The 21,564-nt window shown below is 73.4% G+C and carries 16 protein-coding genes; all 16 read right to left on the bottom strand.

Annotated elements, in window-relative coordinates:
- Positions 1–123: 123 nt before the first annotated feature.
- Positions 124–1,107 carry an ABC transporter ATP-binding protein gene (locus tag H6693_00915; GenBank protein MCB9514739.1) on the bottom strand — a complete coding sequence of 328 codons (984 nt, stop codon included), beginning with the start codon at positions 1,105–1,107 and terminating at the stop codon, positions 124–126.
- Positions 1,104–2,069, bottom strand: a complete 966-nt coding sequence (locus H6693_00910; GenBank protein ID MCB9514738.1) for an ABC transporter ATP-binding protein — start codon at positions 2,067–2,069, stop codon at positions 1,104–1,106. Before H6693_00910 ends, H6693_00915 begins: the two co-directional genes overlap by 4 nt.
- An 80-nt stretch (positions 2,070–2,149) precedes the next feature.
- Positions 2,150–2,833: a hypothetical protein gene (locus tag H6693_00905; GenBank protein MCB9514737.1), complete on the bottom strand. Its 684-nt coding sequence runs from the start codon at positions 2,831–2,833 to the stop codon at positions 2,150–2,152.
- 65 nt (positions 2,834–2,898) lie between these two features.
- Complete coding sequence (gcvPB, locus tag H6693_00900; GenBank protein ID MCB9514736.1) at positions 2,899–4,389, bottom strand: aminomethyl-transferring glycine dehydrogenase subunit GcvPB; 1,491 nt, start codon at positions 4,387–4,389, stop codon at positions 2,899–2,901.
- A complete protein-coding gene (gene gcvPA / locus H6693_00895; protein MCB9514735.1) occupies positions 4,386–5,741 on the bottom strand; it encodes an aminomethyl-transferring glycine dehydrogenase subunit GcvPA in 1,356 nt (451 codons plus the stop codon). The genes gcvPB and gcvPA overlap by 4 nt, the downstream gene beginning before the upstream one ends.
- On the bottom strand, positions 5,742–6,125 hold the full coding sequence (gene gcvH, locus H6693_00890; protein ID MCB9514734.1) for a glycine cleavage system protein GcvH: 384 nt from the start codon (positions 6,123–6,125) through the stop codon (positions 5,742–5,744).
- A 46-nt stretch (positions 6,126–6,171) separates the two neighbouring features.
- Positions 6,172–7,290, bottom strand: coding sequence for a glycine cleavage system aminomethyltransferase GcvT (gene gcvT / locus H6693_00885; GenBank protein MCB9514733.1), 1,119 nt, complete (start codon positions 7,288–7,290; stop codon positions 6,172–6,174).
- 23 nt (positions 7,291–7,313) lie between these two features.
- Positions 7,314–10,160: an excinuclease ABC subunit UvrA gene (gene uvrA, locus H6693_00880; GenBank protein ID MCB9514732.1), complete on the bottom strand. Its 2,847-nt coding sequence runs from the start codon at positions 10,158–10,160 to the stop codon at positions 7,314–7,316.
- The gene (locus tag H6693_00875) at positions 10,157–13,813 is read right to left on the bottom strand and encodes a tetratricopeptide repeat protein (protein MCB9514731.1); all 3,657 of its coding nucleotides are present in this window, start codon (positions 13,811–13,813) and stop codon (positions 10,157–10,159) included. Before H6693_00875 ends, uvrA begins: the two co-directional genes overlap by 4 nt.
- A gap of 8 nt (positions 13,814–13,821) precedes the next feature.
- The gene (asnS, locus tag H6693_00870) at positions 13,822–15,117 is read right to left on the bottom strand and encodes an asparagine--tRNA ligase (protein MCB9514730.1); all 1,296 of its coding nucleotides are present in this window, start codon (positions 15,115–15,117) and stop codon (positions 13,822–13,824) included.
- An 18-nt stretch (positions 15,118–15,135) separates the two neighbouring features.
- A complete protein-coding gene (locus tag H6693_00865; GenBank protein ID MCB9514729.1) occupies positions 15,136–15,819 on the bottom strand; it encodes a TrkA family potassium uptake protein in 684 nt (227 codons plus the stop codon).
- Between the two features lie 93 nt (positions 15,820–15,912).
- Positions 15,913–17,259 carry a hypothetical protein gene (locus H6693_00860; protein MCB9514728.1) on the bottom strand — a complete coding sequence of 449 codons (1,347 nt, stop codon included), beginning with the start codon at positions 17,257–17,259 and terminating at the stop codon, positions 15,913–15,915.
- 110 nt (positions 17,260–17,369) lie between these two features.
- Positions 17,370–18,476: an IS1 family transposase gene (locus H6693_00855; GenBank protein ID MCB9514727.1), complete on the bottom strand. Its 1,107-nt coding sequence runs from the start codon at positions 18,474–18,476 to the stop codon at positions 17,370–17,372.
- Between the two features lie 104 nt (positions 18,477–18,580).
- Positions 18,581–19,075 carry a hypothetical protein gene (locus H6693_00850; protein ID MCB9514726.1) on the bottom strand — a complete coding sequence of 165 codons (495 nt, stop codon included), beginning with the start codon at positions 19,073–19,075 and terminating at the stop codon, positions 18,581–18,583.
- A gap of 146 nt (positions 19,076–19,221) precedes the next feature.
- Positions 19,222–20,283 carry a hypothetical protein gene (locus H6693_00845; GenBank protein MCB9514725.1) on the bottom strand — a complete coding sequence of 354 codons (1,062 nt, stop codon included), beginning with the start codon at positions 20,281–20,283 and terminating at the stop codon, positions 19,222–19,224.
- 5 nt (positions 20,284–20,288) lie between these two features.
- Positions 20,289–21,560: an insulinase family protein gene (locus tag H6693_00840; protein ID MCB9514724.1), complete on the bottom strand. Its 1,272-nt coding sequence runs from the start codon at positions 21,558–21,560 to the stop codon at positions 20,289–20,291.
- Positions 21,561–21,564 lie beyond the last annotated feature (4 nt).

Genomic DNA, 21,564 nt, shown 5'->3' with positions numbered 1-21,564 from the left:
CACTCTGCGGGCCTGCCCCGCGAGGACAGGACGACGGTTCGGGCCGCAGCAACTCGACTTGCCGTACGATGGGGGGAAGTTCAACCTGATCGCTCTTAATGTAGGGATTGGCAAGAGCTTGAGTCAACCGGATTCTTGCCCGCCCGCCAGGGTCACCGGACAGCGCAGGCGGCGTCCATCCGCGCCTTCCAGCAGCGCGGGCGCCTCCAGCCCGCACCGCGTAAGGGCCAGCGGACAGCGGGGCGCGAAGGCGCAGCCCACGAGCCGGTCGCCCGCATCCGCCGGCTCTCCCGGAAGCGGCGCCGGAGGCGCGGCGCCCGCCTCGGCCCGGGGCGCCGCCGCGCGCAGCGCCCGCGTGTAGGGATGACGGGGATCGCCCAGCACCGCTTCGGCGGGGCCCTCCTCCACCACCTGCCCCAGGTACATCACCGCCACCCGGTCGCAGAGCTGACGGAGCACCGCCAGGTCGTGGCTGATGATCAGGATGGCCAGGCCCATGCTGCGCCGGAGCTCGTCCAATAATAGAAGGATCTGCGCCTGCACCGACACGTCCAGGGCGCTGACGGGCTCGTCGGCCACTAGCAGGTCCGGCCCGCAGGCCAGCGCCCGCGCGATCCCCACCCGCTGACGTTGCCCGCCCGAGAACTCGTGCGGGCGCCGCCGCGCCTCGGCGGGATCCAGCCCCACGCGCTCGAGCAGGGCGGCCACGCGGCGCGCGCGCTCGGCGCCCCGGGCCAGGCCGTGCACCGTGAGCCCCTCGCCGACGATGTCCCCCACCCGCAGCCGGGGGTTCAGCGAGCCGTAGGGATCCTGGAAGACGAGCTGCATCCGGCGCCGCAGCCCGCGCAGGGCGCGACGGTCCAGGCCGGCCAGCGCGCGGCCGTCCACGGCCACGCTGCCGGCGTCGGGGCGTTCCAGGGCCAGGATGCAGCGCGCGAGGGTTGTCTTGCCGCAGCCGGACTCGCCGGCCACGCCGAGGATCTCGCCGCGCCGCAGGTCGAGGTCCACGCCGCGCAGCGCCGCCAGCGTGCCGCCGCCCCGTCCGCCGGGGTAGCGCTTCTCGAGCCCCCGCACCTGCAGCAGTGGCGGCCGCCCGGTGACGCTCACGGCGCGCCCTCCGCCGCCAGCCAGCAGCGCGCGCTGAGCGACCCCTCCGCGTCCAGCGGCGTCAGCGTCTGCGGCCGCTCGCAGCCGGGCCGGGCCAGCCCGCAGCGATCCCTGAAGCGGCAGCCCGCCGGGGCCCTGCCCGCGGGCGGCACGCTGCCCGGGATGCCGGCCATGGCCACGCGGCGGTCCACGCGCGGCAGGCTCGCCAGCAGCGCGCGCGTGTAGGGGTGCGCCGGCGCGGCGAGCAGCGTGGCCGCCGGGCCCGTCTCCACCACCTGGCCGGCGTACATCACCATGACGCGCCCGCCGAGAGCCGCCACCACGCCGAGGTCGTGGGTGATGAAGAGCAGCGCCAGCCCGCGGCGTTCCCGCAGGCCGGCGAGGAGCGCCAGCACCTGGGCCTGCAGGCTGACGTCGAGGGCGGTGGTCGGCTCGTCGGCGATGAGCAGCGCCGGATCGCAGGCCAGGGCCATGGCGATCATGACGCGCTGCCGCAGTCCGCCGCTGAGCTCGTGCGGATAGCTGTCGAGCCGCGCGCCGGGCGCCGGCACGCCCACCTCGGCCAGCAGCTGTTCGGCGCGCGCGCGCGCCTCGCGCCGCCCGAGCCCGCGGTGCTCGCGCAGGACTTCCCCGATCTGGGTGGCGACGCGGAGCACGGGATTGAGGCTGGTCATGGGCTCCTGGAAGACGACGCCGATCTCGGCGCCGCGCAGCCGGCGCAGCGCGCGCTCGTCCAGGGCGCCGATCTCGCGGCCACGCCAGCGCAGGCTCTCGCTGCGGCGCCGGAGCCCCGCGGGCAACAGCCCGGGCAGCGACAGCGCGGAGAGGCTCTTGCCGCAGCCGGACTCCCCCACCAGGCAGACCGTCTCGCCGGCGTCGAGCGCGAGATCCACGCCGTCCACCAGGGCCAGCGGCGGCCGGTGGCCGGCGTGCTCCACGCGCAGTCCGCGCACGCGCAGCAGCGGCGCGGCGGCGGCATCGAAGGCTGTGGACGAAGTCGCTGACACGGCGCCTCCGCGGGCACGACGGGTGCGGGACGGACCTAGGCCCAGCGAATCCCGAACTCGGCGGCGAAGGCGTCCGCCAGGGCGGACTCGAGCGACTCCCGCGCCGGCAGCGCGGGCAGCAGCTCGCCCAGGGAAACGGCCTGCGCCGCCAGACCCAGTTGGTAGCGCAGGCGGCGCTCGGGGTCCAGGGGAAGGAGCAGGGCCAGGTCGAGATGCGCGTTGCCGAGGGGCAGGGAACCGTGCTGAAGGAAGGCGCGACGCCCCCGCCGCTGCGCGCTGCCGGCCAGCTTGCGGCCCTCGACCTCGAGCTCGGCCAGCCCCGGCGCGGCGAAGCAGGGCGCCGGACTGCGGGGGTCGAGCGCGGCGGGCGGGGCCGGGCGCGTGAGCTCGGCGTTCACCCCGAGACCATGGTAGAAGCGCCGCAGCGCCCCGGCGACCCGGCGGTGCGTGTCGGCCAGGCCCGAGGCGAAGGGTCCGGCCAGCGGGGCCGTCAGCGCGTAGGTGATCTCGTCGGCGTGGAGCACGGCGCGGCCGCCGGTGGGCCGGCGCACCCAGTCCCAGCCGCGGCGCGCGACCGCATCGAGATCCAGGCTGCGGGCGGGGTCCTGGTGCAGCCCCAGCGAGACGGCCCAGGGCTGCCAGCCGTAGAGGCGCAGGGTCGGGGCCGCGCCGGGCAGGTCCGTCTCCAGCGCCTCGAAGAGCTGGAGATCGCGGGCCATGTTCACGGCCGCGCTGGCGGCGCCCTCTCGCAGCAGTCGCCAGGTCCCGGGCAGGCCGCTCCCGCTCAGGAGCGCGCCCCCGCGGTCGGGGGTGCGGTGGCGCGGTCGCCGGCGGCGTCGTCCAGCGGCAGCGGCTGCACGACCTCCAGGAGCTTCGCGGCGCGGGCCTCGTCGAGACGGCCCACGGGCGTCGCGTGCGGCGCCTCGGTGAGCAGCGCCGGCTCGCTGGACGCCTCCATGACGATGCGCTCCATGATCTCGACGAAGGCGTCGAGCGTCTCCTTGGTCTCGGTCTCCGTGGGCTCGATCATCAGCGCCTCGGGGACGATGAGCGGGAAGTAGATCGTGGGCGCGTGCACGCCGAAGTCGAGCAGGCGCTTGGCCACGTCCGTGGTGCGCACCCCGTGCTTGCGCAGCGGCGTGCCGCTGGCGACGAACTCGTGCATGCACAGGCCGTCGTGGGGAATCTCGAGCAGATGGCGCAGCCGGGCCTGCAGGTAGTTGGCGTTGAGCACCGCGCCGCCGCTGATGTCGGCGAGACCGTCGCCGCCGTAGCGCAGGATGTAGGCGTAGGCGCGCAGCAGCATGCCGAAGTTGCCGTGGCGGCCATGGACGTCGCCCACGCTCTTCGGCGCGGGCGACGCGCTGTAGACGCCGTCCGCCTCGGTGACGCGCAGGCCGGGCAGGTAGTCGGCCAGGTCCGCGCGCACGCCCACGGGTCCGGCGCCCGGGCCGCCGCCGCCGTGGGGCGTGGAGAAGGTCTTGTGCAGGTTGAGGTGCATCATGTCGAAGCCGATGTCGCCGGGGCGCACCCGCCCCACCAGCGCGTTCATGTTGGCGCCGTCCATGTAGACCAGCGCGCCGGCCGCGTGGACCGCCTTCACGATCTCGCGGATGCTCGACTCGAAGAGCCCCAGCGTGTTGGGGTTGGTGAGCATCACGGCGGCCACATCGGCGTTCAGGGCTGCCTCGAGCGCGGCGAGGTCCACGAGGCCGTCGGGGCCGGACTTCACCGTCACCGAGCGCAGGCCGGCCATGGCCACGCTGGCGGGGTTCGTGCCGTGGGCGCTGTCGGGGATCAGGACGACGTCGCGCGCCTCGCCCCGGTCGGCGTGATAGCGCCGCGCGATCTTCATGGCGACGTACTCGCCCTGGGCGCCGGCCGCCGGCTGCAGCGTGAAGGCCGGCAGTCCGGTGATCGCCACGAGCGCGCGCTCGAGCGCGTGCATCAGCGCGAGCGAACCCTGCACGGTCTCCTGCGGCTGCTCGGGATGGCAGCCCGCGAAGCCGGGCAGCGCCGCCAGCAGCTCGTTCTGCACCGGGTTGTACTTCATGGTGCAGGAGCCCAGCGGATAGAAGCCGCGCGCGATGGAGTGGTTGAGCTGGCTGAGACCCACGAAGTGCCGCAGCACCTCGAGCTCGCCCAGCTCCGGCAGCCCCGCCGGCGAGCGGCGGCGCTTGTCCGCGGCGAGGCGCGCGCCGCCGGTCGGGCCATCGGCGGGGAGCGCGAAGCCGGGACGGCCCGCGCGGCTCTTGTCGAAGAGGGTGGCGCTCATCGTGCGAACTCCTTCAGGAAGTCCACGTAGCGGTCCAGCGCCTCGGCGCCGTGCTTCTCCGAGACGGTCACCAGCAGCGCGTTCTCCCCCAGCGCGGGGAAGTCCGCGCCCAGGGGCAGCCCCGCGGCGATCCCGCGCTCGCGCGCCGCCGCCATCAGCGTGGCCGCGGGCACGGGCGCCTCCAGCACGAACTCCTGGAAGATGTCCCCGCCGAAGGGCACGCGGAAGCCGGGCAGCGCCGCCGCGCGCGCCGCCAGGCTGCCGGCGCGGTTGGCCAGCCCCTCGCCCAGCGCGGCCAGGCCGCCCTCGCCCAGCGCGGCCAGGTAGACGGTGGCGGCCAGGGCCATCAGCCCCTGGTTCGTGCAGATGTTGCTCGTGGCCTTCTCGCGACGGATGTGCTGCTCGCGGGTCTGCAGCGTGAGGACGAAGCCGGGGCGCCCCTGCGCGTCCACCGTGCGTCCGACCAGGCGGCCGGGCAGCCGGCGCACCAGCTCGCGGCTCACGCCGATGACGCCGAGGTAGGGCCCGCCGAAGCTCAGCGGCAGGCCGAGGCTCTGCCCCTCGCCGGTGACCACGTCCGCGCCGTAGTGGCCCGGCGCCTCGAGCACGCCCAGGCTGCTGGGATCCGCGTGGACCAGCAGCAGCGCGCCGGCGGCCTTCGCGAAGGGCGCGAGGCGGCCCAGGTCCTCCACCACCCCGAAGTGATTCGGGCTCTGCACCACCAGCGCGGCCACGTCGCCCGTGGCCAGCGCCGACTCCACGGCCGCCGGGTCGAGCCCGCCGTCCGCGCTCCAGGGCAGCGAGACGAGCTGCATGTCCTGGCCGTCGGCATAGGTGCCCACCACGCGGCGGCAGCCGGGGTTCAGGCTCGCCGGCAGCAGGACGCGCCGCCGTCCCGTGGCCGCGCCGGCCAGCAGGACCGCCTCCGCCAGCGCGCTCGCGCCGTCGTAGAGGCTCGCGTTCGCCACGGCCATGCCGGTGAGGCGCGCCATCAGCGTCTGGAACTCGAAGATCACCTGCAGGGTGCCCTGGGAGACCTCGGGCTGATAGGGCGTGTAGGCCGAGTAGAACTCCGGCCGCGCCAGCACCTGCGCCATGACCGCGGGCTGGATGCGGTCGTAGGCGCCGCCGCCCATGAAGTTGAGCCGCCCGCCCGCGGGGCGGTTCATGGCCGCCAGCGCGCCGATGCGCTCGCCGACGCGGTACTCGTCCTCGCCGGGCGGCAGGTCGAGGGGACCGGCCCAGCGGCAGTCCGCGGGGACGGTGGCGAAGAGGTCGTCGATCGAGCCGACGCCCACGGCGCCGAGCATGGCCTCGATCTCGGCCGGCGTATGGGGCAGGAAGCCGCGCATCTACTCTCCCACCAGCTCCAGGTAGCCTTCGCTGTCCATGAGCGCCTCCAGTTCGGACGGGTCGCTCATCTTGATCCGCACCAGCCAGCCCTCGTGGAAGGCCGACTGGTTCACCTGCTCGGGATGCTCCTCGAGGCCGTCGTTGATCTCGAGCACCTCGCCGGTCACCGGCGCGTAGATCTCCTCGACGGTCTTCACCGCCTCGACGGTGCCGAAGGGATCGCCCTTGCCCACGTGGGTCCCCACCTCGGGCAACTCCAGGTAGATGATGTCGCCCAGCTCGCCCTGCGCGTAGTCGGTGATGCCGATGGTGGCCACGTCACCCTCCACCGACACCCACTCGTGCTCCTTGGTGTAACGATAGTCCGCGGGGTAGTCGCTCACGTCCTCTCCTTGCTGTGACCTCCGGCGCGAGCCGCCGGCCGAGACCCTAGGCGCGAAGCGCCGGTTGAGTATAGAAAGGCAACTTGACCGTGCGGGCGTCCACGCGCTCGCCGCGGATCTCCACGCGAAGCGGCTGCTTCACCCGGTCGCGCCGGACCAGGGCCATGGCGAGACTCTGGTCGAGCGTCGGCGCGAAGCTGCCGCTCGTGACCGCGCCCACGGGGGCGTCGTCGTCCGCGTGGACGGCATAGCCCTGGCGCGCGATCTTGCGCCCGGGCAAGGCGAGGCCCACCAGGCGCCGCGCCGCGGGGTCGTCCTTGCGCCGCCGCAGCGCGTCCCGGCCAATGAAATCCCCCTTCTCCAGTTTCACAAGCCAGAAAAGGCCCGCCTCGAAGGGGTCCGTCGCCTCGTCGAGCTCGTGGCCGTAGAGGCAGTAGGACGCCTCGAAACGCAGGGTGTCGCGACAGCCCAGACCGGCGGGGACGAGCCCTCGCGCCCCGCCCGCGCGCATCAGCGCGGCGGCGAGCGCGGGCGCGGCGTCCGGGGCCAGGTAGAGCTCGTAGCCGGGCTCGCCGGTGTAGCCCGTGCGGCTGAGCAGCACGGGCGCGCCGTCGAAGCGCGTCTCGAGGAAGTGGTAGAAGGGCAGCGTGGCGAGACGTTCGGCCAGCGGCGCGAAGGCCGGCACGTCCTGCAGGATCTCGCGGCTGGCCGGCCCCTGCAGCGCGAGCTGGGCGAAGTCGGCGGAGGCGTCGCGCAGGTCCGGGCCGCCGGCCAGCTGCTTCGCCGTCCAGGCGGCGAGCTTGTCGCTGTTGGCGGCGTTGACCACCAGCAGGAAGCGCTCCTCACCGAGGCGGTAGACGAGAAGGTCGTCGAGGACGCCCCCGTCCTCCTTGCAGGCCACGGTGTAGAGGATCTCGCCGATCGCCAGCCGCGCGCAGTCGTTGGTGACGAGCCGCTGCACGCCCTCCAGCGCGCCCGGTCCCTCCACCAGGATCTCGCCCATGTGGCTGACGTCGAAGAGGCCCGCGCGCGTGCGCACGGCGCGGTGTTCGTCCAGCAGCGAGCCGTAGTGGACGGGCAGTTCCCAGCCGGCGAAATCCACCAGCTTGCCGCCCTGCTCGCGGTGCCAGGCGTTCAGCGGAGTCTTGCGTGGCGGTGTCGTGATCGACCTCCTGCGGACGGCGCGGTCTACTCGGGTGTCGGGTCGCGGCGCTCCGCGTCCTGGTCCAGCGCCTCGACCAGAACGGCGCCGGTGGCGCTACGGGTGCAGGATCGGATCTGCGAGGGCGGGCCGGCGAAGAGCAGCTCGCCGCCCGCGGGGCCGCCGTCGGGTCCGAGGTCGATGAGCCAATCCGCCTCCCGGATGATGTCGGGGTTGTGCTCGATTATAATGACGGTGTGCCCCTTGTCAACCAAGCGCTGGAGGATGCCCATCAGCGTGCTCACGTCCTGGAAGTGCAGGCCCGTGCTCGGCTCGTCGAGCAGGTAGACGGCCTTCCCCCGCGCCCGGCGCGTGAGCTCCTTGGCCAGCTTGAGCCGCTGCGCCTCGCCGCCCGACAGGCTGAGCGCGCTCTGTCCCAGGCGCAGGTAGCCGAGTCCCACCTCGGCCAGCACGGCGAGCGCGCGGCCGAGCGCGGGGATCTCGGAGAAGTGCTCCCGCGCCTGCTCGACGGTCATGTCCAGCACCTCGGCGATGGTGCGCCCGCGGTAGTGGATCTCCAGCGTCTCGCGATTGAAGCGACGTCCCCGGCAGACCTCGCAGGGCACGTAGGCCGGCGGCAGGAAGTGCAGCGTGACCTTGCGCTCGCCGTCGCCCTGGCAGTGCTCGCAGCGGCCGCCCTTCACGTTGAAGCTGAAGCGGCCGGGGCCGTAGCCCCGCAGCTTGCTCTCGGGCAGCGAGGCGTAGAGCCGTCGCACCTCGTTCCAGAGGCCGGCGTAGGTGGCCGGGTTGCTGCGCGGGGAGCGGCCGATGGGCGCCTGGTCCACGTAGACGACGTCGTCCACGGCGCCGGCGCCGCTGAAGCGGCGGCAGGGGCCGGGCGTGGGCGTCTCCCTGCCCAGCGCGCGCGCCAGGTGCCGGTAGAGCGTGTCGTGCACGAGGCTGCTCTTGCCGCTGCCGGACACGCCGGTGACGCAGGTGAGCAGGCCCAGGGGGAACTCCGCTTCCAGGTCCTTTAGGTTGTGCAGGCTCGCGCCCATCACCCGCAGCCACGCCTTGCCGGGCGGACGCGGGGCGCGCAGCGGCCGGCCCAGCGCCTCGCGCAGGCTGCGGCCCGTGGGGCTGGCCGCGTGCGCGCGGATGGCCGCGAGGTCCCCGGCCGCCACCACCTCGCCGCCGCGCTCGCCGGCGCCCGGTCCAAGGTCGATGATCCAGTCCGCCCGCTCGATCGTCGCCCGGTCGTGCTCCACCACCAGCACCGTGTTGCCGCGGTCGCGCAGCGTGATCAGCGTGTCCAGCAGCGCATGGTGGTCGCGCGGGTGCAGGCCGATGGACGGCTCGTCGAGGATGTAGAGCACCCCCGTCATCGCGCTGCCCACCTGCTCGGCCAGCGCCAGGCGCTGCCGCTCTCCGCCCGACAGCGTGCTCGCCCGGCGGTCGAGGCTGAGGTAGCCGAGGCCCACGCGGTCCAGGAAAGCGAGGCGCGAGCGGATCTCCGGCAGGATCTCGCCGGCGACGTCGCGGCGCGGTCCGCTGAAGCGCAGCGCGGCGAGGTGGACGTCCAGCTCGCGCAGGGTCAGCGCGCTGAGCGCGGCGAAGTCCAGGCCTCCGAGGCTGACGCGCAGCGCGTCCTCCGAGAGCCGCTTGCCGCCGCAGGCGGGGCAGGGTTCGTCGCCCATGAGCGCCTCGATGCTCTTGCGCAGGCTCGCGCTGCTCGTCTCGGCGTGCCGCCGCTCGAGGTAGGGGATGAGCCCGGGAAAGGTCTTGCGCACGCGGCCGCGGGGACTGCGCAGCTGGATGTCCAGGCCGCCCCGCCCGGTGCCGTGGAGCAGGGTGACGCGCGCCTCCTCGGAGATCTTTCGCCAGGGCGTGTCCAGCGTGAAGCCGAGCACCGCGCCCAGCGCCTCGATCTGCGCCAGCAACCAGGCGCCGCGGGCGCCGGCCAGCACCGGCAGCGCGCCGTCGGCCAGGCTCTTGGCGGGCGACGTCACGAGCAGGTCGAGCTGCACCCGTCGGCTCCGGCCCAGCCCCTGGCACTCGGGGCAGGCGCCGCGCCGGCTGTTGAAGGAGAAGAGGCTGGGAGAGATCTCCGGCAGCGCCCGTTCGCCGCCGCGGGCCACGGCGAGATCGAGGGTCTCGACGTCCTCGTCGCCCCCCGCCCCCGCGCTCTGGATCAGCGCGCGCAGCCGCCCGCCCGACAGCTCGAGCGCGCGCGACACGCTGTCGGCCAGGCGCCGCTGGCTCTTCGGGCCGCAGACCAGGCGGTCCACCACCGCCTCCACGCTGTTGCGCCGGCCGGCCTCGAGGCGCAGGTCCTCGTCGAGATCGCGCAGCTCCCCGTTGAGACGCACGCGCACCAGGCCCTCGCGGCGCAGGCGATCCAGCAGCCGCTTCTGCGCCCCTTTGCGCTCCTCCAGCACCGGGGCCAGCAGCGTGAGGCGCGTCCCCTCGGGCAGCGCCTCGAGCCGCTCGCGGATGGCCTCCGGGTCCATCACGTAGCCGCCTTCGCCCAGCTCGCCCACGCGCGCGTAGAGGAGGCGGAGGAAGTTGCCGATCTCGCTCAGCGTCCCCACGGTGGAGCGTGGCCCCGCCGCGGTGCTGTGCTGGTTGACGGCCACCGCCGGACTCAACCCCTCCACCAGATCCACGTCGGGACGGTGCAGCTCGCCGAAGAGCTGCCGCGCCTGGCTGGACAGGCTCTCCACGTAGCGCCGGCGCCCCTCGGCGAAGAGCGTGTCGAAGGCGAGGCTGCTCTTGCCCGAGCCACTCGGGCCGGTCAGCACCGTGAAGCTGTAGCGGGGGATCTCCACGTCGATCCCCCGGAGGTTGTTCTCCCGCGCGCCGTGCACGCGGATCGGTGCGCCGCGCGTGCTCATTGACCCTGCCCTGCGGTGTCGGTTCGGGCCAGCGCATCGAGGCGGCGAAGCGCCTCCGCGGCGCTGCGCCCGGGGTCGGAGTCCGGCCCCTGGTTCGCGAGCACCCTGGCATAGAGCTGGCGCGCCTCGTCGAGCGCGCCGCTGCGCTCGTAGAGGAAGGCCGCGCGCAGCGTGGCCGTCACGCCCCAGAGCCCCTGGTCGCCGTAGAGGTAGCCCACCTTGAGGAAGGCCCCCAGCGCGGCGTCGCGACGGCCCAGCGCCTCCAGGCTGTCCCCCACCCAGAAGGTGAGACGCGCCTTGCCCTCGTCGTCCTGGAAGATCTCGGCGCGCTGGTAGGCGAGCACGGCCTGCTCGTGACGTCCCAGCTCGTGCAGGCTGTAGGCCGCCTTCATCATGGCCTCGGGGGCGCGGCGGTCCTCCGGATAGCGCGCGAGGAACTGCTCCAGGCGTGCGAGGGTGCCTTCGCGGTCCTCGCGCTTCTCCAGGGCCAGCGCGGAGTTGTAGAGGAGGTCGGCGTCGGGCGACGCCTCGCCCGCCACGCAGGCTTCGAGCTGGTCGCTGGCGGCGGCGTAGTCGCCGCGGGCGAAGAGCAGCGCCGCAGCCTTGCGGCGGGCCGCCGGCGCGGCGGGGCTGGCCGGGGCGTCCCGCGCCACGCGCAGGAAGTCCGCCAGGGCGCCGTCGCCGTCGCCCCGGCGGGCCTTGAGCAGCCCCGCGGCGAAGCGCGCGGCGGGCGCCGCGTCGGTGGCGGGGAAGTTCTCGGCGCAGGCCTCGAGGCGCGTGAGCGCGGCCGCGACGTCCCCGGCGGCGGCGCGCTCCTCGCCGAAGGCGAGCAGCACGCGCGCGCGTTCGGCGTCGTCGATCCGCGCGTCCGGCGAGTCCCCGAGCGCCGCCCAGGCCTTGCGCGCGCCGCCGGCGTCGCCCGCGAGCAGCAGCGCGCGCACCCGCTCGGCGCGCAGCGTGGGTTCGAGCGCGCCCGCGTCCCCCCGCGCGAGCAGCGCGTCGTAGGCGCGACGCGCCTCGCCCCCCTCGCCGCGCGCCAGGAGCAGACGGGCGAGTCGCAGCGCGCCCTCGGCCGCGTGCGGGCCGTCGTCGCCGAGGGTCTGCAGGCGCCGCAGGGCGTCCTCGGCGGCGGCGCTGTCCCCCGCCGCCAGCGCGTGATCCGCGAGACGCCACGCCGCCTCGCGCCGGTAGCGCGGCGCGGCGTCGTCCAGCAGCCGGCAGTAGGCCTCGCGCGCGGCGGCGACATCGCCGCGCCGCTCCGCCACCAGTGCCACGCGGTAGCGCGCGGCGTCGGCCAGCGGCGCGGGCGGCGCCATGTCGACGAGCAGCGCGTAGGCCTCGCTCGCGGCGTCCCACTCGCGGAGCGCGTAGTGGCAGTCGCCCAGGTGCAGCAGGCAGCGCGCGCGCGCGTCGCCCGTGAGCGCGGTCTCGAGGAAGGCGCGGTAGTGGTCGATGGCGCGGCCCTGACGCCCGCGCGCCTCCTCCACCTCGCCGAGGCCGAGCCGCGCGAGGGCCGACTCCACACCGCTCGGCTCCCGGTCCACCAGGCGACGGAACTGCCGCTCGGCCGCGTCGAGGGCGGATGCGTCGCCCTGCGCGAGCGCGAGGCGCCCGGCCAGCAGGCGCGCGGCGGGCGCGAAGGCCGCCGAGGGGTCGAGCGCGAGGGCGCCTTCCGCGTCGGCGCGCGCCGCGACGAGCGCGGTGGAGTCCGCGCCCGCGGGATCGGTGAGCGACGCGCGGCGGTAGCGGGCGCGCGCCCAGCGGGGATCGTCGCCGTGGGCGAAGAGCGCCGCGTCGAGCAGCGCGCGGCGCTCCGCGTCGTCGCGGGCGGCGGCCAGCGCGAGATCGAGCGATTCGCGCGCGGCCTCGTCGCTCACGCGCGGCAGCCCCGCGACCTCGGCGCGCCGCAGGCGCTCGCGCGCGCGGCCCCGCCAGTCGCCCACGCCTCCCTGCCGCGTCCCCGGCAGCGCGCGGCGCTCCGCCTCCCGTGCCGCGGCGCGGCCGGCGTAAAGCCAGGCCCAGGCGCGTCCCTCCGCGTCGGCGACGCTCTCCCCCAGGGCGTCGAACTGCGCCATGGCGCCCGGGAAGTCCTTGAGCGTGTCGAGCAGCACCAGGCCGACGCGGAAGTCGCGCCCGCGCGCCGCGCCCCGCGCGCGCTCCTCGTCGAGCAGGGCGAGCAGTGCCTCGAGGGCCGCGGGACGGTCGGGGGCCGTGAAGCGCGAGAGGACGTCCAGGCGCGTGGCGGCGGCGGACGCCTCGGCGCTGCCGCCGAACTGGCGCAGCAGGCGCCCGTAGTGGGCGCGGGCCGCGTCCCAGTCGCCGCGCTCCTCCGCGAGACCGCCGAGTTCCAGCAGCGACGCCAGCAGCGGCGCGCAGGGCGGGGCGTCCTCCGCCACGCGCGACCAGGCGCGGCGCGCCGCGTCGGGATGGCCAAGCGCCGCCTCGCGCGCGCCGAGCGCGTGCAGGACCTCCGCGCGCTCGAGGGGATCGCCCAGCCAGGGCAGCAACTCCTCGACGCCGCGCTCCAGCGCGGGCAGCGGCCCGGCGCCCGCCAGCAACAGGCCCACCCGGCGACGGCGGGCGAGCAGACCCAGTTCACCCGCGGGGTCGGCGGCCGCGCAGTCGGCCCAGGTCGCGAGGGCGTCGTCCGCGCGTCCCGCCGCCTCCTCGGCGCGCGCGAGCAGGGCGAGATGCGCCGCGCTCGGCGCGTCGGCGACCCGCTCGCGGGCGCGGGCGACGGCGTCCCGGGGCTTGTCGGCCGCCAGCAGCAGCTCGATCTCGCGCGTGAGGTCGTCGGGACTGAGCTGCGCCGCGGGCAGACGGCGGCGGAGGGTCGCAAGGTCGCGGGCGGCATCGGCGGGGCGCCCCGCGTCCGCGCTCAGCGCGGCGCGGGAGCGCAGGGCGCGCGCCTGCTGGGCCGCGTCCTGGCTGCGGTCGAGCGCCCAGTCCAGCGCCTTGCGCGCGGCCGCATCGTCGCCGGTGGCGCGGCGATCCGCCGCCACGCGGAGCGCGGCCTCCACCGCGAGGGAGTCCCGTGGCAGGCTGGCCATGAGACGTTCGCGGTCGGCGCGGGCGCCGTCCGGATCGACGTCGTCCCGCAGCGCGGCGCGGGCCCACAGTGCCTGGCCGAGGAGCCCCGCGTCGCCGGTCTGCTGGATCACGAGGCCGAGCAGCTGGCGCGCCTCGGCGCCGCGGCCTTCGTCGGCGCGCAGGCGGGCGAGGAGGAGCAGGGCGTCCTCCCGGCGCGCGCTGTCGGCGTGGTCGCGGAGCAGGCGCTCGAGCACGGACTCGGCGTCGGCGGGGAGGCTGTCCGCCACGGCGGCGCGGCCGGCGGCGAAGAGCGCCTCGGGCGCGCGCGGGTCCTCGGGCGCGTCGGCGGCGAAGCGGGCCAGCCAGCGCAGCATGCGCCGGGTGTCGCCCTGGGCCTCGTAGCTGCGGCCGAGCAGGTGCTCGACCTCGGTGCGCGCGGGATCGTCGGGATGGGCGGCGAGCCAGGTCTCCATCTGGCCGGCCGCCACGGCGTGGAGGCCGTCGGCCTCGAGGGAGCGGAAGAAGCGAAGCTCCTCGCCCGTCTCCGCCCCTGCCCGCGCGGCCGACGCCAGGAGCAGCGTCGTCGCGAGGATGCGGAGCCGAAGGCGCGCGGGGCGGGACATGCCTCTCCCTAGGGCGTGATGCGCGTCATCATCCGCGGGAAGGGGATGCACTCGCGGATGTGCCGGCGCCCGGCCAGCCAGGCCAGGGTGCGCTCCACGCCGATGCCGAAGCCGCTGTGGGGGAAGCTCCCGTAGCGCCGGAGGTCAAGGTACCACTCGTAGGGCGCGCTGGGCAGCCCGTGCTCGGCGATGCGCCGCTCGAGGAACTCCAGGTCGTCGGCGCGCTGGCCGCCGCCGACGATCTCGCCGTAGCCCTCGGGGGCGAGGCAGTCCACCGAGAGGCAGTACTTCGGGTCGTCCGGATCGGGGGCCATGTAGAAGGCCTTGATCGCGCTCGGGAAATGGTGGACGAAGAGCGGCCGGTCGTGGGCGTCCGAGAGCAGGGTCTCGTCCTCGGCGCCGAAGTCCCCGCCCCACTCGAAGTCCACGCCCTTCGCGCGCAGGAAGGCCACGGCGTCGTCGTAGTGCATGCGCGGGAAGGGCGCCTTCACCCGCTCGAGGGCGGCGCAGTCGCGCTCGAGGACGTCCTCCAGCAGGCCGCGGTGGGCCTCCAGCACGCGGCCGGCGACGTACTCGAGCAGGCGCTCGCTCACGTCCATGACGTCCGCGAGGTCGGCGAAGGCCATCTCCGGCTCCATCATCCAGAACTCGGTGAGATGGCGGCGGGTCTTGCTCTTCTCGGCGCGGAAGGTGGGGCCGAAGCAGTAGACCTTGCCGAAGGCCGCCGCGGCGGCCTCCATGTAGAGCTGTCCGCTCTGGGTGAGGAAGGCCTTGTCGCCGTAGTAGTCCACGGCGAAGAGCGTGGTCGTGCCCTCCACGGAGCTGGGCGTGAAGATGGGCGCGTCCACGTGCAGGAAGCCGTCCTGGCGCATGAACTCGTGGATGGCCGCGATCAGCGTGCCGCGCACGGTGAGCAGCGCGTGCTGCTGCCGGCTGCGCAGCCAGAGGTGGCGGCGCTCCAGCAGGAAGTCCACGCCGTGCTCCTTGGGCGTGATGGGAAAGTCCACGCTGGGGGCGATCACGGCGAAGTCGGTCAGCAGGAGCTCGTAGCCGCCGGGGGCGCGCTCGTCCGCGTGGACGGTGCCGGTGACCGTGAGGCTCGTCTCCTGGGTCAGGGCGTCGAGGGCGGCGAAGCGCTCCTCGCCGAGGTCCGCCAGCGACCCCACCGCCTGGATGGTGCCCGAGCCGTCCCTGACCTGCAGGAACTGGAGCTTCTTGCTGCCCCGCTTGTTGTAGAGCCAGCCCGCGAGGGTGACCTCGCGACCGTCGTGCTCGCCGATGGCGGCGATTCTCACCGATTGCATGTTCTCGACTCTCCGGTGTCAGTGCTTGAGCCTGGCGAAGTCCTCGTTGCGCGCGATGACCGACAGGCGGTCGCCGGCCTCGAAGCGGAAGTCGCCGTCGGGCACGGGAAAGACCCGCCGCTCGCTCTTGCCCTCGGCCAGCGTGATGCGCCGCACCGCCAGCACCGCCAGCCCGTGGTTGCGGCGCAGCCCCAGCTCGCCGAGCGTGCGGCCCACGAAGGGCGCGGGCACCTCGAGCTCGCGCAGCGAGTAGTCGTCCGGCAGGTCCACGAACTCCAGCGCGTCGCCGCGCACCAGGTTCTGGGCCAGGCGCTGGCCCATCTCCTGTTCCGCGAAGAGCACGCGGGTGGCGCCGACCCGCTCCAGGATGCGCCGGCGCACCGGCGTCCCCGCGCGGGTGATGACCTGGGGGATGCCCGCCTCGGCCGCCCAGGACGTGATGAGGATGTTCTCCTCGAACAGCTCGCCCACGCCCACCACCAGCAGGTCCACGTTGCGGACGTCCAGCTCGTCCAGCGCGCTCTCCTGGGTCGCGTCCACGCAGACGGCCAGGTCGACGTCGTCCTTGACCATCTCCACGTAGCGCAGCTCGCGGTCCACGGCGAGGACCTCCACGCCGAGCTCGCTGAGCGTGCGGGCCACGGCGCGGCCGAAACGGCCGAGGCCCACCACCGCCGCGCGCTTGATCGTCCGCTCGCCCATGCTTCCTCCACGCGAATGAAGCCCGGACGCGGCCGGGCCGAAGCGGCAGTCTAGCACAGGGGCCGGCCATTGCAACGGCGAAGCCCGCGCGGGCTAGCCGACCATCGGCGCCTCGGGCGGCAGCTGGAAGTGGCGCTCGCGCCAGCCGCCGGCCAGGCCCAGCGCCACCGTCAGCAGGCCCACCCTGCCGCAGAACATGATGACGACGAGCAGCAGCTTGCCCGCCGGACCCAGCTCCGCGGAGAGCCCGACGCCGAGCCCCACGGTGCCGAAGGCGCTGACCACCTCGAAAGCCGCGCGGTCCAGCGCGACGTGCGCGGTCAGCAGGATCAGCAGCGTGCCCAGCACCACCATCACCAGCCCCGCGCTCATCACGGCCAGCGCCTCCCTGAGGACGGTGTCCGGGATGCTGCGGCCCGCCACGTCCACCCGGATCCGACCGGCGAAGTAGCCCCGCAGCAGCAGCAGGACGAGGATCACCGTGGAGACCTTCACGCCGCCGCCGGTTGAGCCCGGCGCCGCGCCGATGAACATCAGCAGCAGGCTGCCGAGCGTGCCGGCCGGCGACAGCAGGCCCTGGGCGAAGACGTCGAAGCCCGCCGTGCGGCAGGTCACCGACTGGAAGAAGGCCATGAGCAGCTGGCGGCCCGGAGACTGCTGGGCCAGGGCGCCGTTCCGCTCGGTCCACAGAAAGAGCAGCGTGCCGCCCAGCCAGAGGACGAGCGAACCCACGAGCACGATCCGGCCCTGCACCGAGAAGTGCCGGCGCCGCGGCCTCCGCCGCAGGCGGCCCAGGATCTCGAAGCTGAGCAGGAAGCCGAGCCCGCCCAGCATGACGAGCAGCGCGACGCTCAGCAGGGCCAGCGGCCGCTCGAGGAAGCGGGCCAGGCTGTCCGGATAGAGCGAGAAGCCGGCGTTGCAGAAGGCGCTCACGGAGTGGAAGACGGCCGCGAAGGCGCGGTGCCGCCCGGCGCCCAGTCCCGGTCCCGCGCTGAGGTGAAGCAGCAGGGCGCCCAGCCCCTCGATGAGCAGGGTGAAGCTGACCACGCCGAGCAGCAGGCGGCGCAGTCCGTGGATGCCCCCGGTCCGGAGGTCCTCGCTGAGCGTGAAACGGTGCCCCATGCCGAGATCGCGCCGCGCCAGCAGCGCGAAAACGCTGCTCACGGTGAGGATGCCGAGCCCCCCGATCTGGAACAGGAGGAGAAGGACCAGCTTACCCGCCGGGCTGAAGTGGCTGCCGGTGTCCACCACCGTGAGTCCCGTCACGCAGGCCGCGCTCGTGGCCGTGAACAGCGCGTCCACCAGGCCCAGATGGCCATGCCAGGAGCAGAACGGAAGGCTGAGGAGGAGCGTCCCCGCCGCGATGAGCGCAAGGAAGCCCAGGGCCACGGCGGCGGGCGGGGTCAGGCGGCGGCGCGAATGCAGGACGAGAGGTGACACGACCGCGGCATCATAGGGTCCGGCCCCGGCAGGCTGTCAAACGGAAACCCTTATGCCGCCGACCTTGTATCTCGACTGTAGGCAACCCACCTCGGCATGCGCGCTTGCCTCTAGGTTGCATACGTCAGGGCATGCTGCCGATTGATCCCCAGTGCAGGTGTTTCGTCCTCGCCGGCGTAGGTGGTGCCCCAGCTCGTCGGAAGCTCGATCCGGCTGCGGAACAGCCGCTCCGCCAGGATCTCGGGCACACGCAGCAAACGGTCGGTCAGCCCCTTCAGCATGGCCGGGCTCACCGGCGGCCCCTTCTCGTGCCGACGCTTCACGCAATTCCGCCAGACGACCATGATCCAGAGCCTCAGAGCTGAGGCGTTCCGCCGCTTTGACCAGGCAATCGTCTCCCGCCGGTGGTTCGCGCTGCTGTGGCGGATCAACAGGTCCAGCAGGTTCACCTCGAAGAGGTCGTTGTCGGCGTCCCGGCGGTCAGTCGAGGGCGTGATGTAGTGCGCAAACCTCACCTTCAGCGGCCGCATGGCCCGCGGGTAGGCCGGGTGGTCGTCGCTGCGGAGTTCCAGCCGATCCAAACCCCGGCAGACGATCCGCAGCAGCTCCCGAACGCCCTTCTCCACGGCCTTCGGGTCGGGTCTTCCCCAGCGCTCCTCGAGTTCCGCGCGGCGCTTCTTCTGATCCGGTCGCATTCGGCCCTTTCGGCGGAGCGGGCTGTCGGTGAAGCCGAAGGCGAAGCTGCTCTCGGCCTCGACGGCCAGGTTGTGGTGGAAGGGGAAGTACTGGCTGTACTCGAAGGTCTCGAAGCCGTCGACGATTACCGCTCCACGCGGTCTACAGCGCTCGAGGAGCCTGGTTTGGTACAGGAGGCAGTGGCGGCCTAGCCTGGCCAGCTGGCGATCCACCGTGCTCGGCGCGACGCCCAGATCCCGGGCGATCTGCCGATTGGCCATGCCACCGACGGTCTTCATGAAGAGCCTGGGCAGGACGTCCGGCCGCTTGAGCCAGTAGCTCGTCGAGAAGGTCTGGGTACTGAAGGAGCGCCTGCAGTCGGTGCACTGGAAACGCTGGATGCGGTGGGGCTTGGCCGCGCGGTAGTAGACGCCCTGGCGTTTGAAGGGCCAGTGGCCGTCCAAGATCCGGTGGTACTTGCAGTTGGGATTGGGGCAGAAGGGCGGCTGCCAGCCCTGGCGGAGAATCGTGGGCTTGTTCATGGCCTGGCCCCGGCAGGACCCGGGCCAGCTACAACATCGGCGGCACAAGCAACGGGGAGGGGGCGCGCCCCCTCCCCGACACTCAGTCCAGTGCCAACTGCCCGTTAGGCCGTCGGCGCCTTCTTGGCCGTGCTCTTCCGGCGAGCCGGACGCTTCGCGGCCTTCTTCGCCGTCTTCTTGGCGGCCGTCTTCTTCGCGGCCTTCTTCACGGTCTTCTTGGCGGCCTTCTTGACCGTCTTCTTCGCGGCCTTCTTGCGGGTCGCCTTCTTGGCGGTCTTCTTGGCGGCCTTCTTGGCCGTCTTCTTCGCCGCCTTCTTGGCCGTCTTCTTCGCGGCCTTCTTCACGGTCTTCTTGGCGGCCTTCTTGACCGTCTTCTTCGCCGCCTTCTTGCGAGTCGCCTTCTTCGCGGTCTTCTTGGCGGCCTTCTTGGCCGTCTTCTTCGCCGCGGTCTTGCGAGTCGCCTTCTTGGCGGTCTTCTTGGCGGCCTTGCGAACGGTCTTCTTGGCAGCCGTCTTCTTGGCGGCCTTCTTGACCGTCTTCTTGGCAGCCTTCTTCACCGTTTTCTTGGCCGTCTTCTTGGCAGCCTTTTTCACAGCCATTGTACCCTCCTAGGCAGGGAAAGCGGATTGCTCTCTGGAGCCGGTTGCCTTGAGGCTCCGTCGACAGAGATATCGGAAGCTGTGAAAATTTGTAAAGGGAAAATGTTGCCTTGAGGTCGTTTTTCCGATCTCGCCGCTTGCGCGATTCAGCGCTCGTGAACACCCGCGTTCGGCGCTGCGTCGCCGAGTCGTGCGCTCTCGATGCGCGGCGTGTCGGTGTTCATGCCGCGCAGCACGAGCTGCGCGCGCTTCCATGGCGCTTCCTGCTTGAGGTAGAGCGACTGCGCCGCGAGCTCACGCCGCTGAAACTCCTGCTCACGTTTCGCGCGCTGCTTGCCTTCCAGCGCGCCGAGCGCGAGCTCGAGCGCGCGCTCGAAGTCGCTGACCAGGTAGATGCGGAAGTCGTAGTAGCCGAAGCTGTCCGACTGGAAGAGGAAGGGGCCCTCGAGCAGCAGCAGCCCACCGGGCTCCAGCGCGAGACGGCGGCGGCCGGTCACGCGCTCGCGGCCCGCGTCGTAGACGTCGTAGTGCAGTTCGAGCGGCAGCTCCCGCGCCTGTCGCAGCGGGAGGAGCAGCTGCTCCTTCAGACGGTCCATCGCGTAGTACTTGCGATAAAGCCCTTCGGGCTCGGGGTAGCCCTTGGCGCGGCGCTCCTTCTTCTCGGCGGTGAAGTCGTCCAGGGCCACCTGCTCGACGGGCAGGCCGACGCCGGCGAGGCGCGTCGCGAGCGCCGCCGCGAAGCCCGTCTTGCCCGCCTTGTCGATGCCGTTGATGCCCACGAGGAAGGGCCTCCCCTCCCGCTGGCGGCGGGCGGCGAGGAGCAGGGCCACGGCGTCGCGCAGGACGAGCGCGTGGGGCGCGACCGTCTCGACGGGGGACTGCCCGGCCGCGCCCGCGTCCAGAGCCGGCAGCCCCGCGCGGCGGGCCCAGCTCAGGAGGCGCTCGCGTCCGCTGAGCAGCAGCGTCTGCTCGAGGACGCCCCCCGCATGCAGTCGCTCCAGCGCGGCCAGGCCGCCCTCCCCCTCGGCGTCGATGCGCTGCGGTCCGGCCGGATCCGCGGACGCGGCCGGCGGCGCATCGTAGAGCAGCAGCTCCCAGTCGGGGTGCTCGGCGCGCAGCGCCGCGAGGAGCGAGGCCAGCGCGTCGGGGTCCGCCGCCAGCTGGGCGTCGACGATCACGCGACGGCAGTCGCTGGCGAAGCGGGGCATGCCCATCAGAAGGAGCCCGGGCCGGCGTTGGGGCCGAGGCTCACGAGGGTGAGCGTGGCCGGGTCGAGGTAGGTGGTCGCCAGGCGCTGGATGTCGTCGCGGCTGACCGCGTCCACCCTGGCCACCAGCTCCTCCACGCCGATCTGCCGCCCCTCGTTGATCTCCCCGCGGGCCAGACGGCTCATGCGGGCGTTCATGCTCTCCATGGCCAGCAGCAGGTTGCCCTTGAGCTGCATCTTGGTGTCCTCGAGCTCGTCGAGGGAGCAGCCCTCCGCGCAGAGCTTCGCGTACTCGGAGAGGGTGAGGCGGATCGCGTCGTCGCTGCGTCGAGGCGAGACGGCCATGTAGCTGCCCAGCAGCCCCGCGTCGCTGGCGAAGTCGGAGAAGGAGTAGATGTTGTAGGCCAGCCCCGCCCGCTCACGGATCACCTGGAAGAGCCGGCTGCTCATGCTGCCGCCCAGCAGCGTGCTGAGGAGGAGCAAGCCGTAGCGGTCCGCGTCGGCGCTGCTCACGCCCAGCCGGCCGAGCCAGAGGTGCTGCTGCTGCAGCTCCCGGACCTGGGTGACGACCCGGCGCCGGGGCGCCGGCGGGGCACTGCCGTTGCGGGCGAGCGCGGCGCCCGGACGGACGTGGAACCAGGTCTCCACGCGCCCGCGCATCTCGTCGTGGCTGAGCGGCCCCACGGCGGCGACGATCACGTTGCCCGCCGTGTAGCGCGCGTCCAGGTAGGCGCTGAGATCGTCCCGCGAGAAGGACTCCACCGTGTCCTCGGTGCCGAGGATCGGCAGGCCCAGCGGGTGCTCGCCGAAGACCTCGGCGCTCGCCAGCTCGTGGATGAGGTCGTCCGGGTCGTCCAGGACGTTGCGGATCTCCTCGACCACCACCTGCTTCTCCACGTCGATCAGCTCGCCGTCCAGCGAGGCGTGGCCGAGCATGTCGCCGAGGACGTCCAGGGCCGTGTCCACGTACTCCGCGAGCACGCGGGCGGAGAAGCAGGTGAGCTCCTTGGTCGTGAAGGCGTCCAGCTGGCCGCCGACGCGGTCGATGGCCAGGGAGATCTCGAGGGCGCTGCGCCGCTCGGTGCCCTTGAAGACCATGTGCTCGAGGAAGTGCGTGATGCCGTTGTGCTGGGCGCCCTCGTCGCGGCTGCCGCAGCGCACCCAGGCGCCGATGCTCACCGACAGGGCGTCGGGCACGCACTGAGTAAGCAAGGTGACCCCGTCGTCCAGGGTCACCTTGCGAATGTCCTCCCGGCGGGAGAAGTGGCTGGTGTTCATGGCG

This window comes from Candidatus Latescibacterota bacterium (genome assembly GCA_020633725.1).
GTDB lineage: Bacteria > Krumholzibacteriota > Krumholzibacteriia > JACNKJ01 > JACNKJ01 > VGXI01.
Note: the sequence above shows the minus strand (reverse complement) of the source record. Positions and strands in the feature narration are given on the sequence as shown.

What these genes read in the sequence shown, in the direction of transcription:
- asnS (MCB9514730.1), bottom strand. Translation starts at nt 15,117, where the DNA reads ATGCAATCGGTGAGAATCGCCGCCATCGGCGAGCACGACGGTCGCGAG.
- gcvPB (MCB9514736.1), bottom strand. Translation starts at nt 4,389, where the DNA reads ATGAGCGCCACCCTCTTCGACAAGAGCCGCGCGGGCCGTCCCGGCTTC.
- uvrA (MCB9514732.1), bottom strand. Translation starts at nt 10,160, where the DNA reads ATGAGCACGCGCGGCGCACCGATCCGCGTGCACGGCGCGCGGGAGAAC.
- H6693_00865 (MCB9514729.1), bottom strand. Translation starts at nt 15,819, where the DNA reads ATGGGCGAGCGGACGATCAAGCGCGCGGCGGTGGTGGGCCTCGGCCGT.
- H6693_00845 (MCB9514725.1), bottom strand. Translation starts at nt 20,283, where the DNA reads ATGCCCCGCTTCGCCAGCGACTGCCGTCGCGTGATCGTCGACGCCCAG.
- H6693_00855 (MCB9514727.1), bottom strand. Translation starts at nt 18,476, where the DNA reads ATGAACAAGCCCACGATTCTCCGCCAGGGCTGGCAGCCGCCCTTCTGC.
- gcvPA (MCB9514735.1), bottom strand. Translation starts at nt 5,741, where the DNA reads ATGCGCGGCTTCCTGCCCCATACGCCGGCCGAGATCGAGGCCATGCTC.
- H6693_00840 (MCB9514724.1), bottom strand. Translation starts at nt 21,560, where the DNA reads ATGAACACCAGCCACTTCTCCCGCCGGGAGGACATTCGCAAGGTGACC.
- H6693_00875 (MCB9514731.1), bottom strand. Translation starts at nt 13,813, where the DNA reads ATGTCCCGCCCCGCGCGCCTTCGGCTCCGCATCCTCGCGACGACGCTG.
- H6693_00905 (MCB9514737.1), bottom strand. Translation starts at nt 2,833, where the DNA reads ATGGCCCGCGATCTCCAGCTCTTCGAGGCGCTGGAGACGGACCTGCCC.
- H6693_00850 (MCB9514726.1), bottom strand. Translation starts at nt 19,075, where the DNA reads ATGGCTGTGAAAAAGGCTGCCAAGAAGACGGCCAAGAAAACGGTGAAG.